The sequence below is a fragment of the Roseovarius sp. CAU 1744 genome (assembly GCF_039839345.1).
Lineage (GTDB): Bacteria > Pseudomonadota > Alphaproteobacteria > Rhodobacterales > Rhodobacteraceae > Roseovarius.
The window spans coordinates 330,323-347,922 of record NZ_JBDOQV010000004.1 but is presented as its reverse complement, the minus strand read 5'-3'; the positions used below and the strand labels follow the sequence as shown (position 1 = coordinate 347,922).

Genomic DNA, 17,600 nt, shown 5'->3' with positions numbered 1-17,600 from the left:
CGTCACCCCCCGAAGCTGGCGACGGGATCGCCGAGAACGGCCATATCCGGGGTGACGCCCAGGCCCGGCAAATCGGGCGCTTCGGCACCGCCCGCCACGACCGGCGCGTCGAAGGTGGCGACAGAAATATCCACCATGGCGCGCGGGTCGAGGGCGCAGCGCAGCAAGGGGCGGGGGGTGGATTGCGCGACATGCAGGATCGTGGCGCAGGAAATTTCGCTGCCGACCGTATCCTGAACCGAGATGACCATGCCTGCCGAGGCCGCGATGCTGCGCTGGCGGATCATCGCCGTGATCCCACCCTGTTTCGATACCTTGAGGCCGACGCCGTCACAGGTATCGTTGGCGATGGCCTGGATCAGGTCGCCCTCGGACTGGATCAGTTCGTCCAACAGGATCGGGACGCGGCAGCGGGCGCGGAGGGATTGCGTTGCGGCCCAGGTGGCGCAGGGCGCCTCGAGCACGAAATCGAGGCCATCGGGCAACAGCGCCAGCATTCTCAGCGCGTGTTCCGGCGTCAGGCCGTTGTTCGCATCGGCCAGGAACCATTCGCCGGGCTGCCGGTCGGCCAGGCAGGCGCAGATGCGTTCGGCGTCCAGCGAGGGCCCGCCTTCGGCCTCGGTCGCGCCGATCTTGATCGAATGGCCCAGGAAGCCCTGTGCCCGGTGAGCGGCGACCTTGGCGCGCATGGCGTCGGGCGCGTCGCCGCCGATGGAAGAAATCACCGGTACCGGTCCGGGGATGCGCCCGCCCAGCATATCGCAGAGCGGCAGCCCCGTCGCCTGCGCAGCGATGTCCCAACAGGCCACGTCCAGCGCGGTGCGGGCGTCGCGATGGCCGCGCAGCGTTTCGCGCATCCGGTCCCAGAGGCGGTCATGCAGGCGCGGGTCCATGCCGATCAGCGCAGGGGCCAGCAAATAAAGCGCGGCGCGGGTGCCGCCCGCATGGGCCGCAACATAGGTGGACCCGAACGGCGTGCTTTCGCCCCAGCCGATGCGCCCGCACGCGGTGGTGACACGTGCGATTGTCGCGTCATAGGCGGTATATTGACGTCCGCCTGACAGGCGGTAAACGCCCCCCTTCACGGGCAGGTCGACCTGGAAAATGTCGATCCGGGCAATCCTCATGCGCTCATCCTCGGGTCGTCGCCCAACCCCTCGCCGCGCCACATGACGAAGGTCAGGACCGGCTGTTCGCCCGTGTCCATCGCGTGGGGCTGGTTGCTGCCGTGCAGGCGGGTCTGTTCCGGGGTCAGCCGCTGATCTTCTTCGCCGTCTAACTTGAAGAGGGCAGAGCCGGAGATGACCGAATAGATTTCCTCGGGCGCGTGCTGGTGCCAGCCATAATTCAGATTGGGGCCCCAATAGGCGGCTGTCAGGCGGCATTGCTGCGAGGTGAAATGCCCGTAGGGGCCCGCCAGTTCGAACCAACCATAGCGGTCGAGGAAGTCGCGCCCAACCTCGGCCTCGGTATAGGTGTGGCGCCATTCGATATAGGGTGCCGCACCCACCAGCGCGTCCCGCAACGGCAGGCTGGCCGGGCTTGCCGCGCCTGGATCGGCCATAAGATGCGCGATCACCGGCAGTGGATTGGGCGCCCGTTCCACATAGGTCAGGTCATCCGGCCAGGGCGCAAAGTCGCGCAGCGAGGGCAAGGCGCCGTGCCAGTCGCGGGCCGCGTCCAGCAGCCTGTGGAGCGCCGCCTTGGCCGTCACGGGACAACCACGATATTGCCGGTGTGGTTCTTGGCGATAAAGGCCGCCTGGGCCTCGCGCAGCTCGTCCAGCTTGTAAGTGGCAGCGAGCACCGGCTTGATCTCACCGCGTTCGATATAGCTTACCATGTCGCGGAACACATGGGGCGGGTTGACCGTGGAACCGGTAAAGGTGAGGTCGCGCAGGTAGAAGGTACGCAGATCCAGCGTGACCATCGGCCCGGCGATGGCGCCGGAACAGGTGTAGCGCCCGCCCCGTTCCAGAATGTCGATCAGGTTGGGCCAGTAGTCGCCGCCGACGACATCGGCCACGACGGTGATTTTCTCATCCGCCAGCGCCGCGCGCAGGTTTTCCGGGGCGCGGGGCAGGATCTTGTCGGGGTTCGATTTGGCGACATCGGCGTGTTTGGCCTCGGACGCCATGGCGATCACCCGGGCGCCGCGCCGCTTGGCCAGTTGAATCAGCGCACCGCCCACGCCGCCCGATGCGCCGGGGACCAGCACGGTATCTTCGGCGGTGACGCCCGCGCGCACCAGCATCCCCTCGGCGGTGGCGTAGCTGCATTGGAAGGTTGCCAGCTCGGCATCGCTGAGATCGCTTTCGACAACTGCCACGTCGCGGCGGTCCGCCGTGGTGTATTCGGCATAGCCGCCATCACGTTCCGAGCCGAAGTAACCTGTCTTGTCCATGTTGTCCGGGTCGGACCAGTCGCGCTGCCAGCCGTCGACCATCACCCGTTTGCCGATCAGGCGGGCATCCGCGTTGGCCCCCACGGCGACCACGCGGCCAACCACATCCGCGCCCTGGACGCGCGGAAAGGTCAGCGGCCGTCCGCCCCAGGTGGGATCTTCGTCATTGACCGTGTCATAGGCGCCGCCGGTCGTGGCATCGTCCACGGCCTTGGAATACCAGCCCGAGCGCGTGTTGACGTCGGTGTTGTTCAGCCCGCAGGCAGCCACCTTGATCAATACGTCATCGGCCCCGACCTCGGGCACCGGCCAGTCCTCGTGCCATTCATAGGCGTCCAGGTCGCCGTGCCCTTTCAGCACCATCGCTTTCATCGTCTTGGGTATGTCGTTCATCCGTCTGTCCTTGGTTTCAGGCTTTCGGGGTCATAAACCGGCGCATCAAGAATACGGGCCTTTCGCGGCGCGCCCGCCACCACAACCTCCACCTCGGTGCCCGCGACATTGGCGCGCGGCTTGATGTAAGCAAACGCCAGAATCTTGCCGACCGTGTGTCCGAACGCGACAGAAGCTGTCGAGCCGACGACCTCGCCATTCAGCAAGACCGCCTCGCCGCCGTGGCCGTCATGGTCGCCATCCGGCTCGATCTCCAGATAGGCGCAGACCCAGGGCATGGTGCCAGCCTCTGCCTTTTCGGCGCTTTCACGGGTCTTGTCAGCGCCCAGGTACTCCTTGTCCAGCCGGGCGAAGCGCATCACGTCGGCCTCGGGCAGGGTGACCTCGTTGGTCAGCTCTCCCGCGCCCTTGAACATTTTTTCCATCCGCATCGCGTTCATGGCAAAGCTGCCGTAATCGGCAATGCCATGTGCCTCGCCCGCGGCCCAGAGCGCGTCATAGACCGCCAGCGCGCTGTCGCGCGGGATGTGAAACTCCCATCCAAGTTCGCCCGCATAGGACATGCGGAAGGCCCAAAGCGTGTGACCCGCGACGGTGATCTGCTGCGCGGTCAGCCAGCGGAACCCGGCATTCGACAGGTCCGCATCGGTGCATTGGGCCAGAACCTCGCGGGCCTTCGGGCCGTTGAGAGCGAGAGCGGCCCAATCGTTGGAGCGCAGAATGATCTGCACGTCCTCTCCCGCGAGGTGCTGGTTCAGGTGATCCAACAGGCGCTGTTCGAAAAACGCTGCGCAAACGAGATAATAGCTGTCATCGCTCAACTTGACGATGGTGGTTTCCAGTTCGATCCGGCCGCGCCGGTTAAGCACATGGGTCAGCGCGATGCCGCCGACCTTTTGCGGCAGCCTGTTGGCGACCAGCCGGTCAAGCAGCGCCGCGGCGCCGGGGCCGGTCACCTCGATCTTGGTAAAGGCCGAAATATCCATGATTCCAACATCTTGCCGCACGGACTTGCATTCAAGCGCGACCATGTCATGCACCACGTTGCGTCCGAAGGAATAGTGATCGCGTTGTTCGACGCCATTCTTGGCGAACCAGCGGGGCCGTTCATGGCCGAAAACCTCTTCGTAAACGGCGCCTTTGTCCTTCAGCCGGTCATAGAGCGGGCTGGGCTTGACCGGGCGGCCGGCAAGCCGGTTGAAATGCGGGAACGGGATTTCATGACGAAGGCAGTAATCTTCTTCCGCCTTAATGACTTGCCAGTCTTTCTTCGCGTAATCCCCAAAGCGGCGCGGGTCGTATTCCCGCATCGAGATATCGGCGGCCCCATGCACCATCCAGCGGGCCAGTTCGCGGGTCAGGCCGGGGCCCCAGCCGATGCCGATCTGGGTGCCGCAGCAGCACCAGTAGTTCCTGACGCCCGGCGCCGGGCCGATCAGCGGGTTGCCGTCGGGCGGGTGGCTGATGGCGCCATGCACCTCGCGCTGGATGCCAAGCTCGGCAAAGATCGGCATCCGGTTCAGCGATTCCTCCAGCCACGGCATGATCCGGTCGTAATCGGCGTCGAAGAGCCAGTTCTCGTATTCCCAGGGGCAATGGTCATGCCAGACCGAATTCGGGTTTTCCTTTTCGTAGATCCCGATCAGGCCGCGTTTCTGCTCCATGCGGATATAGCCCGACACCTTGCGGTCGTCGCGGATCACCGGCAGCTCCTGGTCGAGGTTCTCGAATTCCGGCACCGGTTCGGTGACGAAGTAATGGTGCGTCATCGAGGTCATCGGCAGCTGCAGGCCGGACCATTCGCCCATCTGCCTTGCATAGGTGCCGCCGGCATTGACCACGTGTTCGCAGGTGATCGTACCCTTTTCACTTTCGACCACCCACTCGCCGTTATCGGCCTGGGTGATGTTGGTAGCGCGGCAGTTGCGGATGATTCGCGCCCCTTTCTGGCGGGCGCCGGCGGCCATCGCCATCGTCACGTTTGTCGGGTCAACATGGCCATCATCGGGCGTGTAAAGCGCGCCAAGCACACCGTCGAGGTTGTAGAACGGATGCAGCTCGGCCACCCGTTCGGGCCCCACGAGTTCGATGTTGAAGCCCAGGGACCGGCCGACACTGAGCGTGTGGCGCAGCCAGTCCATCTCGTCCTCGGTATAGGCGAGGCGGAACGAACCGCAGCCGTGCCAGGTCACGGCCTGGCCGGTCTCTTTTTCAAGCCCGCCGGAATAGAGCCCGATATTGTAGTCGACGCATTTCCCCAGCCCGAAACTGCTGGTCGAATGGGTGATCTGGCCCGCCGCGTGCCAGGTGCTGCCGCTGGTCAGCTCGGCTTTTTCCAGCAGAACGACCTCGGGGCCCCAGCCCTCATGCGCCAGGTGATAGGCAAGGCCCACCCCCATGACGCCGCCGCCAACGATGACCACGCGTGCGTGGCTGGGGAACGTTTTTTCAGACATGTCGAATTTCCTGTGGCCTGAGTCGAAAATTTCCTCGACACGCTAATCGAACATATGTACCATCGTCAATCATGAATGATACAAATGTACAATCAATCGTATTGGAGCGCCTGACCGAAGAGTGGTCGGCCCTGACGCCCGAGGCGCAGAAGGCAGCGCGCTATGTGCTTGAAAACCCGGCAGATGTGGGGGTTTCGACCGTGCGCGAGATCGCCGAGGCGGCCAAGGTCAAGCCCAACACCTTTGTCCGCATGGCGCGGCAGGTGGGATTCGAGGGCTATGACGATTTTCGCGAACCTTTCCGCGAGGCGATCAGGCGCGGCCAGGTCAGCTATCCGGATCGGGTGCGGTGGCTGCAGGATGTGCGCAAATCCGGCGATCTGGGCGGGCTCTATGCCGATCAGGTGGCCGCCGCCATCCGCAATATCGAGGAGACCTTTGCCGGGATCAGTGCCGAGGCGCTGAAAACTGCGGCAGAGGCGATCTGGAATTCACGGCAGGTGTTCGTGATGGGCGTGGGGGTCAACAACGCCAATGCCCGCAATTTCACCTATCTGGCCAGCACCGGCATGACTCGGTTTCACACCATCCCGCGTTCGGGCTCTGTCGCGACCGACGATCTGGCCTGGGCGGACGAGCGAGATGTGCTGATCGCGATTACCTGCCATCCCTACCGTGCCGAAGTGGTCGAGGCGGTGCGCATCGCCCGCGAGCAGGGGGTTACCGTTGTGTCGATTTCCGACAGCCCTGCCAGCCCGATCATCCTGGCGGCGCAGCATGGTTTCGTGGTGGCTGCCGACACGCCGCAATTCTTTCCCTCATCGGTTTCGACGATCGCGCTGCTGGAGACATTGCTGAGCTTTGTTATCGCCGTGTCCAGCGAGGAAATCGTGGAAAGGGTTGAGAAATTCCACAAACGCCGCCACCAGCTAGGCATTTACCAGGAGGAATACGAATGAGCGACCCTATCCGCTCTCTCGATGCGCGCTACTACACCGACCCCGCCATCTTCGAGGCTGAACGCGCCGGGCTCCTGGCCCGCACCTGGCAATTCGCCGGCCATGCCAGCCAGCTGGAAAACCCCGGCGATTACTTCGCATTCGATCTGGGCGGCGAGAGCCTGTTTTGCGTGCGTGGTCGCGACGGCGAGATCCGGACGTTCTACAATGTCTGTCAGCACCGGGCACATCAGCTTGTCCAGGGCAGCGGTCAGACCCGCGTCGTGGTCTGCCCCTATCACGCCTGGACCTATGAGCTGACCGGAGAACTGCGCGCGGGCCCGAATATCAAGTCCGTGGAGGGGTTTGATAAATCGAGCATTTGCCTGACATCGGTGCGCACCGAGGTATTTCTTGGGTTTATCTTCGTCAATCTCGACCCGGATGCGGATCCGATGGACGCATGGTTCCCCAATGCGCGCACCGAACTGGAGAGTTTCGTGCCCAACTGGGCTGACCTGAAGCCGCTGGAATGGGTGGAAATCCCGGAAAATTGCAACTGGAAGGTTTCGGTCGAGAACTACTCGGAATGCTACCATTGCAGCCTCAACCACCCGACCTTTTCCACCGGCGTGATCAAGCCCGAAACCTATGACATCCAGCCCCAGGGCTATTGCCTGCGGCACACGACCGAGTGCAACGCGCTTGACCAGATGACCTATGACATCAATTCGGGTTTTGCCCATAACGAGGAATATTCAAGCTGGTTCCTCTGGCCGATGTTCAGTTTTCAGGTCTACCCCGGCAACCTGCTGAACACCTACCACTGGCGCGCTGTCGATGCCGATCATGTGGTGGTCTGGCGCGGCTGGTACTCGATCGGCGGCGAGGATAACGAGACCGTGCGCCGGATGGCGGTGCAGGATCGGGCAACCACGGTCGAAGAAGACATTCACCTGGTCGAATCCGTGCAGCAGGGGTTGAAATCCCGCGGCTACCGCCCCGGCCCGCTGGTGCTGGACCCGAAATGCGGCGTGAACTCGGAACATTCGGTGATGCATCTGCAACGCTGGATGCGCGAGGCGGTGGATGGCTGACCTGATTTCCCGGATAAGGGCGGCCTAGCGCACAGATGGCGGGGCGGGTCGATATCTTCTATTCGCTGCAGAGCGACTATTGCTATTTCCTGCTTGACCGGCTGGTTGGCCTGGCCGGGCAGGGGATAGAAGTTGCGGTCCGTCCGGTTCTGGGCGGGGTGGTCCGCCTGCCCGAGCGCTATCGTGACCGGGACACGTTAGAGCAGCGCTATTTCGAAACCGATGCCGCGCGCACGGCGGCGTATCTCGGATTGCCCTACGCCTATCCCGATCCGTCGCCCATCGCGTTCAAGCCGCAATCGTTGTGGGTTGCCGAAGAGGATCAACCGCTCAATCGGATGCTCAACCGGCTCTATGTCGGCGCCGAATGGGCCGGCCGGGGGCTGGCCTTTCTGGACCAGGTGGGCCGCATGATCTGGAACGGGTCCGCGCCGGGCTGGGACAAGGGCGATCATCTGGCAAATGCGATGGCGTCCGCAGGTCTCGACCTGGATGACGTTCTGGCGAACACCTCCTGGCATGACGCGAAAGCCGATCTGGACGCCAATGCCGAGGCGATGCTGGCGGCGGGTCATTGGGGTGTGCCGCTGATGGTCTACCGGGGCGAACCCTTTTACGGGCAGGACCGGTTTGACCAGCTGGTCTGGCGGATGAGAAACAAGGGAGATCTGACATGCTGATGCCCGAGGAATGGCGGCCGGAACACAAGCTGTTCCCCCATCAGGTGGGCTTTACCTGCCCGCCCTTCGATTACGATGCGGCGCCGTCGGATTTTCTGCGCATGGCCCCCGAAACGGTGGGGGTGCATGGCTGGATGTTGCACGTGCCGGATTACGCGCACGGGCTCGATCAGCGGAAGCAGAATTTCGGGATGATGGAGGATTTCGTGCATTGCATGGCCCGCAACGGTGTCGATGTCGCGGGGCAGGTGGGTTCGAACTGGGTTCATGCCAGCGGGCTGGGCGTGGAAGGTATCCGCCAGCATTGCGAGGATCTTTCCGACCGTTACGGCATCCGCTTTCACATGGCCGGTTATGCGATGGTCGAGGCACTGAGGGCGATGAATGTCGAGAAGGTCGCGCTCAACGCCGCGTATCACTGGCCCGAATGGTGGCAGGGCACGGTGGGTTTCCTGCAAGAGGCGGGGTTCGATGTGCTCTACGCCGGTAATTTCCACGACCAGGGCTGGTTCGAGAGCCAGGAGGCGATCAACGAATGCCGCTGGATATTCGACGGCGATCTGGCACTGAAAAGCTTTGAATACGTGGCAGAACGGGCCCCCGGGGCCGATGCCTACCTGATCAACGGCATGTGCAATTTCCGGTCGGGTCCCGGTGGCCTGCCGCAACGGCCGCTGCAGCTGACGCCGATGTTGGAATCCGCCCTTGGCAAGCCGGTGATCGGCCATGACACCGCGCTGTACTGGCGCATTTTCAAATCCCTCGGCCTTGCGCCGACATCTCCGCAGGGCCGGCTGCTGGACAGCTTATGACCGGCCTGCGCTTTCATCGTTCCCCAAATACTCCAATTCGAGGTGTTTATGCACAAGATCGTTGCCCTCTGGGCCGTACCCCGGTCCACCTCCACCGCCTTTGAATGGATGATGCGCCAGCGCGGCGATCTGGATTGCCTGCACGAACCTTTTGGCGAGGCCTGGTATCAGGGCGAAGCGCCGCTTTGGCACCGGTTTACCGCGGGTGCCGTCACCACGCCCGGGCTCACGCTTGAAAGCGTTTGGCAGGACATCCAGAACCGGGCCGCGAAGGGACCGGTGTTCATCAAGGATTTTCCCCATTACATCAATCATATGTGGGACGCGGCGTTTCTATCGCGCTTTACCCATGCCTTCCTGATCCGCGACCCGGCCAAGACCATCACATCGATGCACCACAAATGGCCAGATTTCCACGAGGGCGAGGTCGGGTTTCCCGAGCAGCGCGCGCTGTTCGACCTGCTTTGGGCGCTGAATGGCAGCCCGCCGCCCGTGATCGACAGCGATGACCTGTTGGAAAATCCGCATGACATGACCCGCGCGTTCTGCGCGGCGGTGGATATTCCGTTCATCCCCGAGGCGCTCAGTTGGGAACCCGGGGGCGATCCGTCGGCGCATAGCTGGTGGGATGGCGGATCGTTTCATGCCAACCTGGCGCAGTCCACGGGGCTGAAACCGCAGAAACGCAAATATGTGTCGCTGGCCGATACACCTCCGCGCGTACAGCAGGTGTACCGGCGGATGAAGCCGCATTATGACCGTCTTTACGAACATCGAATCCAAATCTGAAAGGCCGTGACATGCCCGACGTGAAACTCTATTGGCAGAACTATATCGACGGCGCCTGGACCGATGGCGGCGCCGGGCGGCTGGATGTCATCAACCCTGGTTCCGGTGAAAAGCTGGCCGAACATGCGCTGGCGGATGAGGCGGATGTGGACCGCGCCGTAAGCGCCGCCAGACGGGTACACCAATCCGGTGTTCTGACCGCGATGCGGCCGATCGAACGCGGGCGGATTGTGCAGGCGATGGGCAAATACCTGCTTGATAATATTGATGAAATATCTGCCCTCTTGAGCCTTGAACAAGGTAAGCCGCTGTGGGAAGCCAGGAAAGAAATCAACGGTGCGGCGCTTTATTTCGAATATTACGGCAACCAGGCGTCAACGGTCGAAGGGCGGTCGATTCCGCTGGGTTCGGGGTATTTCGACTTCACCGACAACGAGCCCTATGGGGTTTCGGCCCAGATCATCCCGTGGAACTATCCGATGGAGATGACCGCGCGGTCGCTTTCCGCCGCTCTGACGACCGGCAATACCTGCGTGATCAAGACGCCGGAACTGACGCCGCTGAGCAATGCCTGGTTCGCGCATGCGGCCGAGGCGGTTGGCCTGCCCGCAGGCGCGGTCAATATCCTGTGCGGTTGGGGCCATCAGGCCGGAGCGGCGCTGAGCGCGCACCCGGAGGTGAACCAGATCGTCTTTACCGGCTCGGTGCGCACGGGGATCGCGATCGCCACGGCGGCGGCGGCGAATGTAGTGCCCTGCGTGCTGGAACTGGGCGGTAAATCGGCGGCGATCGTGCATGACGACGCGGATCTGGAGGCGTTCGAGAATGACATTCGCTGGGGCATCTATTTCAATGCCGGGCAAGTCTGTTCGGCGATGAGCCGGGTGATCGTGCATGAAAGCCGTCACGACGAGCTTGTGGAGCGGGCCGTGAACGTCGCCAGATCGCTGTCGGTCGGGCCCGGGATCGAGCGCGCGGAAGCGGGCGCCAATATGGGCGCGATGGTGTCCGAGGCGCAGCGCGACCGTGCCGCCGCAATGGTGGCCGAGGCCGAGGCACAGGGCGCGCGGGTGGCCACGGGCGGAAGGGCGATGAACATCCCCGGCGCGTTCCTGGAGCCGACGGTGCTGTCAGAGGTGACGCCCGAGATGACGATCGCACAGGACGAGGTCTTTGGCCCGGTGCTGTCGGTCATGAAATTCCGGGACGAGGCGGATGCGATCCGTATCTCCAATGGCACACCATATGGCCTTGTCGGCGGCGTCTTTACCCGCGACCTGGATCGCGCCACCCGCGCCGCGCGGCAGATCCGGGCAGGGCAAGTCTTTGTCAATCAGTGGTTTGCGGGTGGGGTCGAAACGCCCTTCGGGGGCTACGGCAAATCCGGTTACGGCCGCGAAAAGGGCCGCGAGGCGCTGTGGAACTATGTCCAGACCAAGAATGTCGCCATCGCGCTGCGATAACCCGGTGCTGGAACGCGAGGCGGCAGATGGTGTTGAGGAAACCAACGGCAAGTGAAAGGCACGCAAGATGAGTATATTCGACGAAGATCTGTTCCTGAAGGGTCTCGAACAGCGCAAAGCCACGCTTGGGGCGGCGTATGTCGAGAACAACCTGGCTGCGGCGGATGAGTTTACCCGCCCCTTCCAGGAGGCGATGACAGCGTGGTGCTGGGGCTTTGGCTGGGGCGATGATGTGATCGAGCCGAAAACCCGCAGCATGATGAACCTGGCGATGATCGGCGCGCTTGGGAAAATGCACGAATGGGAGATTCATTGCCGTGGGGCGCTGAAGAACGGCGTCACGCAAGATGAGATCCGGGCCATCATTCATGTGGTCGGCATCTATTGCGGCGTGCCGCAGGCGCTGGAATGTTTCCGGGCGGCAAAGAAGGTACTGGCAGAGCATAACGGGTGATCCGGTTCGACAGCGGCGGCACGACCCGCTATCGTACCGGTCATGACCCGACCCTGCATCATTTGTGTCGCGATTACCGGATCGGTCCCGACCAAGGCCGATAATCCGGCCGTGCCCGTGACCGTCGACGAGCAGATCGAGAGCACCCATGCGGCGTTTGAAGAGGGCGCCGCGATTGCCCATTGCCATGTCCGCGATGATGCGGGCCTGCCCTGTTCCGACCCGGAAAGGTTTGCCCGGCTGGGGGAGGGGATTCGCAAACATTGCCCTGGCATGATCGTTCAGTATTCGACCGGCGGGCGCTCGGGCGCGGGTGCGGAACGCGGCGGGATGCTGTCCTTGCGGCCCGACATGGCCTCGTTATCCGTCGGGTCGAACAACTTTCCGACGCGGGTCTACGAAAACCCGCCCGACCTGGTGGCCTGGCTGGCCGGCGAAATGCGCAAATACGAAGTGACGCCTGAAATCGAGGCGTTTGACCTGAGCCATATCCTGCATGCCATCAGGCTGCATCGCGAGGGGGTGCTTTTTGGCAAGCTCTATGTGCAGTTCGTCATGGGCGTCAAGAACGCCATGCCGGCGGATCGGGAAGTGTTCGATTTCTATGTCCGGCTCATGCAGGAGCGCGCACCGAAGGCGGAGTGGTGCGCGGCGGGCGTTGGTCCCAACCAGATCGCGGTGAACGAATGGTCGATCGCGGCGGGCGGGCACACGCGCACTGGGCTAGAGGACAATATCCGGCTGGACCGTCATACCCTGGCGCCGTCCAACGCGGCGCTGGTTGCGCGCTGCGCGGCACTATGCGGGCAGTATGGCCGTCCGGTTGCAACCGTGGCCCAGGCGCGCGCCATTCTGGGGCTGGCACCGGTCGCCTGACCGGCTGCGGGTGCCTGGGATCCGGTCCGAAACCGATTCTCTCCGGTCCTTCGCGCTGTGACCAAATCGCAACGTCCAAACCATTGCTGAGCCGGAATTCGAAACGTGACCAGTGCGCCACGCCGGCGTTTGTCAGCGGGGGTGAAATGACGCAAAAACCCATTAAAACAAGGCGCAAACCCGATTGCCTGGAGGCGTGGGCGGAAATGCCTCTGCAGGAGTGTGTGATTTAAACGTCACAACACGCCTAACAACGATTTAACACATGGCGCATTCGTTGACAGTTGGGGGGTGTTTGCAGCATTCCATCATCCAAGTCGTGACCCGCTTTGGTGACGGCGGAACTTCAATCTCTTGCTTATGAGGAGGGACACCCTTGAAAAAGCAACTTCTTTGCACCAGCGCGATCGCACTCGGCGTAGCCGCTGCTGCTCCTGCTTCGGCCCAATCGTGGGACCTGGACTGGGGCGGATACATGAACCAGCACGTCGCATGGTCTGACTCTTCGGGCGTCGGCCTTGTTCCGGGCACCGAGTTCGACGGTATCGACACCTTCAACAACTCGGAAATCCACTTCACTCCGTCGATCACCCTGGATAACGGCCTGACCTTCGGCGTTAACATCCAGTTGGAAGGCAACACCAACGGTGGTGGCTTCATCGACGAAACCTACATGACCATCAGCGGCGACTCGTTCGGCCGTCTGGTTATCGGTAACGAAAACTCGGCAGGTTACCTGTCGATGGTTGCCGCTCCGCAGGTCACCTCGATGTACATCCACTCGCCCTCGATCTCGGGCTTCCTGCCGATCACCGCAGCCGGCGTTGGCTCGGGTGCCGCGCCCGGTGGCTTCGTCTTCCGTGACGCCAAGTACTCGGCCTACACCGAAGTGGCAGGCAACAACGACGTGAACCGCATCAGCTACTTCACGCCGAACTTCAACGGTCTGGTTCTGGGTGTTTCCTATGCCGCGACAGGTTCTGTCAACGCAGGTAACAACTTCAGCATCAACCGCAACGGTGTTGGTGTTGTTTCGGACATCTTCGACATTGGCATCAACTACAGCGGCACCATCGGTGGTGTTGACCTGAACGCCGGCGCTCGCTGGGGTACAGGTTCGGTTAACGCTCTGAGCAACCCGGGCGTTTCGGATCCCGAAACCTGGGGTATCGGCGCAACTGTTGGCTTCGGTGGCTTCACCGTCGGCGGTTCGTATGCTGAAAACGACAACGGCGGCCTCGGCGGTGTCGGTGGTGTCGGTAGCGGTGTTGACTCGGAAGGTTGGACCTTCGGCGCGACATTCGACGCACCTGGCCCCTGGTCGTTCGAAGCTCTGACCGCGCAAGGCGAAAGCGACTCGCCTTTTGTTGTTGGCGGCTCCGACGACTACGAAGCTTACCAGATCGGCGCAGCGCGCGACCTGGGACCGGGCGTGAGCTGGAACGTGTACGCCATCTGGCTGGAAGGCGACCAAGCAGCAACGCTGGGCACCGACCTGGAAGGTACCGTCATCGGTACTGCCATCAACCTGAGCTTCTAATTCAGGTAGATATATGCGGCGGGGGGGTGACAAACCCCCCCGCTGTTTTTATGTGAGGTGGCAAGATCATCGCCACAACACGCGGAACTTTCCAACATGAAAAAGAGCATTGTCTGGCTGGCCTCCTACCCCAAGTCAGGAAACACCTGGACACGCATTTTTCTTGCCAATTACCTGACCAATGCCAAGGAACCGGTGCCGATCAATCAGGTGCACAAGTTCGGCATGGGCGATTCAATTCCCAAGACCTATCAGATGGTCGGCGGCGGCAATGTCGACACGATGAACATCAACGTGACGCTGGGCCTGCGCGACCGGGTGCTGCGCGGCATCGTGGCCAACAATGCCGATGTCAATCTGGTCAAGACCCATAATATCAACAGGCCCACGCTCGGTGTCGATCTGATCCCCGAGCAGTATACGCGATCCGCGATCTACATCATGCGAAATCCGCTGGACCTGGTCCTGTCTTACGCCCGCCATTACGGGATGGGCGCGGATGAAACGATCGAGGCGATTTCGCGTTCGGATCATGTGAATAATCCCGATGAAACAACGGTTTACCAGATACTGGGCAGCTGGTCCGACCATGTGCAAAGCTGGACCGCGAAGTCATCGTTTCCGATCTGTGTGTTGCGGTACGAGGATATGCTGTCTGATCCGCAGGAGGCTTTTACCAAGGTGTTGCAAAATATCGGGGTTCCGGTCGAGCAGGAACGCCTGGACCGCGCGATACGCCATTCTAGTTTCAAGGAAGTGTCGAAGCAGGAAAAGCAGAGCGGTTTTGCCGAGAGGTCGCGGCACAGCGAGACGTTCTTTTCCAGCGGAACCAGCGACAACTGGAAAAGCGAACTGAGCGAGGAACAGGTTGCCAGGGTGCGGCGGATACATCGTAAGACTATGAAACAATACGGATATTTCTGATGAACGACCTTCGGAGGATTATCTGGCTGGCGTCTTTTCCCAAGTCGGGAAACACCTGGGTGCGGGTGCTGTTGGCAAACTATTTCATGCCCAAGAGCAAGGCGCCGGATATCAACAGCCTGAGCCAGTTCACGACCGGGGATATTCGCAAGGACTTTTTCGACAAGGCTTTGGGGCGTCCCTACAACGCCTCGACCATGGAGGAATGGATCGAGGTGCGGCAAAAGGCGCTGCGGCTGATCGCGGCATCGAAACCCAACCACCATTTCGTCAAGACGCATTGCCAGACATTGAGGATGTTCGGCAAGGATGTCATCCCGCCCGAGGTGACAGCGGCTGCGGTCTATGTCATGCGCAACCCGTTCGATCTGGCGCCGTCATTCGCACGCCATCAGTCCGCGGATATCGATACGACGATCGAACGGATGAGTTCGACACGGAATATCATGGCGACGGGAACAGGGATGTTTGAACCCTTGGGCCGGTGGGACGATCATGTGAACGCCTGGACAAATGCGCCGGGTCTGCCGCGCTACGTGATCCGCTACGAAGACATGCTGGCCAGCCCGGGCAAGGTGATGTCGGCCTTGCTGGAGAAGTTCATGAAGGTCAAGGTGGACCGCCCGAAACTGGCCTATGCGGTCAAGGCGGCGAGCTTCAAGTCCCTGCAAAAGCAGGAAAAAGAGATTGGCTTTTCGGAGAAGCCGGCAGAGATGAAGAGTTTCTTCACCAAGGGTAAGGCCGGCGCCTGGCGCGAGGATTTGACGCCTGAGCAGGTTGGTCGCATCCGGGAGGAGTTTTCCGGGACGCTGGAAAAATGGTATCCGGAAATGCTGGAGGAAACCGGCCGGTTTGCAGCGGGCGAATAGACCTGGGGCAAGGTGTAACGACGCGACGCACCACATCCGGTGCCAGAATCGTGTGATATGGCGAACGTGAAAGGGCAGGACCATGAAGACCACCAGTTTGATGCTGATATCGGTGTTGGCCGTTGCCGCCTGCACGAGTTATGTCGGGTCGCGATCTTCGGCCGTGCTTGGGACGTCGCCCGCCCTGGGCGGCGGTGAATTTTCGTCAGGGGGCGGCGTGACGATCGCAGCGGACATCCGCGAAAAGGATGGTCGCACTTTGCTATGTGGTGCATGGGTGCAGAGCCGCGAACAATCGGTGCTGACCAAAGGCAGGGCGCGCGATGTCCTGACGAGGGGATCGGTTGCGTTGGATGGCACCCAGATCGCCCGGGAAATTTCCTTCATGCGCGAAGTCACTCCGACCGCGGATTTTGGCGGAGCCGCCGCGCACTGCCGGCTGATCGACAGAGCATGGCAAAGCGGTGACGACGCCCGTGAATTGTCGGTCCACGTCGCGCGGCACGTTGTCTATCGCGAATCCGACGGCGTCGGCGGCGGTGTGATTGTCTTGTTCAGGCCAGGTAAGCCGGGAGCGGGCGGTATCTGACCTCTGACGCCGCCACCAGAGATGTGGTTGCCGGGCTTGAAAGAAGGCCGCGGGAAGCCGTTACGAGTCGCGAAAACGATTTAGCTGAATGCAATCATAAGTAGATTTTTTCTCTTTTCATGACCCGAGGCAGCCTGGCCTGTTTTCTGGTCGATAGGATGCGTTTGCTGAAAAAAGGCGCAGCATCTTTTGCCTGAATGGCAGAAAACCACACAACACCAGATTGTTACGAAGAGTTGCCTCAGGGCGATTTCCTGAAATGCCGGCCGGCCGTCCGAGGCTGAGCGGGCTACGGGCAGTCTGGTTACCAATTCTTCATGCTTCAAAACAACCTTGTCGCTCGAACTTTGCAATCAGAGCGGGTGGAGCTGGGTATGAAAAAATCAATCCTTTTTGGTCGGGCCGAGGCGTGTTTGACCGGGCCTTCACGAGTGGCCTGATGGCGCGGCACATGGTCGGTCGAGCGCAACGGAACCGCTCGGTTCGCTTCTGAGCGGGCGCAAGCCGGGTAGCCGGACGGGGCCCAATGACCGGAAGCTCAATCACTGATCCCGACAGGCCGTCAATCCGGGTTTCGGGAAACTTTGCAGACAATCGAAACATTGGAAGGAAGATCGAATGACCGATAACTTCGCAGGATTTGCGGCAAGCCTTATCTCTCCGGGTGAAGCGCATTACGTGGTTTCGCCTTCGGATACGACCGATCTTGATCCGCGTCCGCGTGCGTTGAAATGCATCGCTTCGGGGACGGTCGTGGTGCGCGACCGCACCGGGACGGACGTCACTTATCCGATAGAGGCCGGTGAAGTTCTCGAATTTCGGGCGACGCGCGTTCTGGCGACGGGAACAACCGCGGTTGTGGTGGCCTGGGAATGATTGGCCTTTCTGTCAGCCTCCGGCGCAGGGCGCGCCGATCATCAACGCCTGGTCAGCCTGATCTGCTGGCGCCGGTGATTGCCAGTCTTTCGATCGATGAGGGCACCTGGCAGTTCGGCTTTGGCAGTGACGAGGCCGGTGCGCTGCACTGGCTGATCGACAACGCGCCGGGCTATCCGAACGCCGACGCTCTTGTGGCGGCCAAACCTTTGGCTGCGGCGGCGGGCAGCGGGCTGGCCCTGGCGGGTGTCAATAGCGGCGGCGTTGACGTTTCCGGTGTCGCCTCCGGCAGTTGGCGGTTTCATGTCGGGGTGATCGACGCGACGGGCAATGCATCAAATGTTCTGAGCGCGAATGTCACGGTGGTTTCCGGAAATCTCGAGTTGAACGGCGATCCGCTGGTGTGGAACGGCGATCAACTGATCTTTAACGCGGCATGAG

The 17,600-nt window shown here is 61.6% G+C and carries 18 protein-coding genes; 14 read left to right on the top strand and 4 right to left on the bottom strand.

The genetic code is table 11. The annotated features are described in order from the left end of the window. Window positions 1-2: 2 nt before the first annotated feature. The 4 genes from AAFO92_RS10425 to AAFO92_RS10410 are packed head-to-tail and all read right to left on the bottom strand — an operon-like array spanning window position 3 to window position 5,252. Window positions 3-1,127, bottom strand: coding sequence for a mandelate racemase/muconate lactonizing enzyme family protein (locus AAFO92_RS10425; RefSeq protein WP_347534753.1), 1,125 nt, complete (start codon window positions 1,125-1,127; stop codon window positions 3-5). Beyond that, complete coding sequence (locus AAFO92_RS10420; RefSeq protein ID WP_347534751.1) at window positions 1,124-1,714, bottom strand: dimethylsulfonioproprionate lyase family protein; 591 nt, start codon at window positions 1,712-1,714, stop codon at window positions 1,124-1,126. The genes AAFO92_RS10425 and AAFO92_RS10420 overlap by 4 nt, the downstream gene beginning before the upstream one ends. After that, window positions 1,711-2,796, bottom strand: coding sequence for an alcohol dehydrogenase family protein (locus AAFO92_RS10415; protein WP_347534749.1), 1,086 nt, complete (start codon window positions 2,794-2,796; stop codon window positions 1,711-1,713). Before AAFO92_RS10415 ends, AAFO92_RS10420 begins: the two co-directional genes overlap by 4 nt. Then, window positions 2,793-5,252, bottom strand: a complete 2,460-nt coding sequence (locus tag AAFO92_RS10410; RefSeq protein WP_347534747.1) for an FAD-dependent oxidoreductase — start codon at window positions 5,250-5,252, stop codon at window positions 2,793-2,795. The genes AAFO92_RS10415 and AAFO92_RS10410 overlap by 4 nt, the downstream gene beginning before the upstream one ends. Window positions 5,253-5,323: 71 nt before the next feature. Here AAFO92_RS10410 and AAFO92_RS10405 point away from each other — a divergent pair, with 71 nt between their 5' ends. The 14 genes from AAFO92_RS10405 to AAFO92_RS10340 all read left to right on the top strand — a co-directional run bounded on the left by AAFO92_RS10405 (window position 5,324) and on the right by AAFO92_RS10340 (window position 17,599). Next, window positions 5,324-6,211: a MurR/RpiR family transcriptional regulator gene (locus tag AAFO92_RS10405; RefSeq protein ID WP_347534745.1), complete on the top strand. Its 888-nt coding sequence runs from the start codon at window positions 5,324-5,326 to the stop codon at window positions 6,209-6,211. Further along, a complete protein-coding gene (locus AAFO92_RS10400; protein WP_347534743.1) occupies window positions 6,208-7,287 on the top strand; it encodes an aromatic ring-hydroxylating dioxygenase subunit alpha in 1,080 nt (359 codons plus the stop codon). The genes AAFO92_RS10405 and AAFO92_RS10400 overlap by 4 nt, the downstream gene beginning before the upstream one ends. A 35-nt stretch (window positions 7,288-7,322) precedes the next feature. Further along, window positions 7,323-7,967 (top strand): DsbA family protein, encoded by a 645-nt coding sequence (locus tag AAFO92_RS10395; protein WP_347534741.1) that lies wholly within the window; start codon window positions 7,323-7,325, stop codon window positions 7,965-7,967. Beyond that, window positions 7,961-8,779 carry a hypothetical protein gene (locus AAFO92_RS10390; RefSeq protein WP_347534739.1) on the top strand — a complete coding sequence of 273 codons (819 nt, stop codon included), beginning with the start codon at window positions 7,961-7,963 and terminating at the stop codon, window positions 8,777-8,779. Before AAFO92_RS10395 ends, AAFO92_RS10390 begins: the two co-directional genes overlap by 7 nt. Before the next feature lie 48 nt (window positions 8,780-8,827). Then, on the top strand, window positions 8,828-9,568 hold the full coding sequence (locus AAFO92_RS10385; protein WP_347534737.1) for a sulfotransferase family protein: 741 nt from the start codon (window positions 8,828-8,830) through the stop codon (window positions 9,566-9,568). A gap of 11 nt (window positions 9,569-9,579) precedes the next feature. After that, window positions 9,580-11,031 (top strand): aldehyde dehydrogenase family protein, encoded by a 1,452-nt coding sequence (locus AAFO92_RS10380; RefSeq protein WP_347534735.1) that lies wholly within the window; start codon window positions 9,580-9,582, stop codon window positions 11,029-11,031. Between the two features lie 67 nt (window positions 11,032-11,098). Further along, window positions 11,099-11,485: a carboxymuconolactone decarboxylase family protein gene (locus tag AAFO92_RS10375; protein WP_347534733.1), complete on the top strand. Its 387-nt coding sequence runs from the start codon at window positions 11,099-11,101 to the stop codon at window positions 11,483-11,485. A gap of 42 nt (window positions 11,486-11,527) precedes the next feature. Then, on the top strand, window positions 11,528-12,361 hold the full coding sequence (locus tag AAFO92_RS10370) for a 3-keto-5-aminohexanoate cleavage protein (RefSeq protein WP_347534731.1): 834 nt from the start codon (window positions 11,528-11,530) through the stop codon (window positions 12,359-12,361). A gap of 376 nt (window positions 12,362-12,737) precedes the next feature. Next, the gene (locus AAFO92_RS10365) at window positions 12,738-13,901 is read left to right on the top strand and encodes a porin (protein WP_347534729.1); all 1,164 of its coding nucleotides are present in this window, start codon (window positions 12,738-12,740) and stop codon (window positions 13,899-13,901) included. Between the two features lie 96 nt (window positions 13,902-13,997). Beyond that, window positions 13,998-14,825: a sulfotransferase domain-containing protein gene (locus AAFO92_RS10360; protein ID WP_347534727.1), complete on the top strand. Its 828-nt coding sequence runs from the start codon at window positions 13,998-14,000 to the stop codon at window positions 14,823-14,825. Beyond that, the gene (locus AAFO92_RS10355; RefSeq protein WP_347534725.1) at window positions 14,825-15,694 is read left to right on the top strand and encodes a sulfotransferase domain-containing protein; all 870 of its coding nucleotides are present in this window, start codon (window positions 14,825-14,827) and stop codon (window positions 15,692-15,694) included. The genes AAFO92_RS10360 and AAFO92_RS10355 overlap by 1 nt, the downstream gene beginning before the upstream one ends. 82 nt (window positions 15,695-15,776) lie before the next feature. After that, a complete protein-coding gene (locus tag AAFO92_RS10350) occupies window positions 15,777-16,283 on the top strand; it encodes a hypothetical protein (RefSeq protein WP_347534723.1) in 507 nt (168 codons plus the stop codon). Between the two features lie 618 nt (window positions 16,284-16,901). After that, window positions 16,902-17,159, top strand: coding sequence for a hypothetical protein (locus AAFO92_RS10345; protein ID WP_347534721.1), 258 nt, complete (start codon window positions 16,902-16,904; stop codon window positions 17,157-17,159). Further along, on the top strand, window positions 17,156-17,599 hold the full coding sequence (locus tag AAFO92_RS10340; RefSeq protein ID WP_347534720.1) for a hypothetical protein: 444 nt from the start codon (window positions 17,156-17,158) through the stop codon (window positions 17,597-17,599). The genes AAFO92_RS10345 and AAFO92_RS10340 overlap by 4 nt, the downstream gene beginning before the upstream one ends. The last annotated feature ends 1 nt before the right edge of the window (window position 17,600 follow it).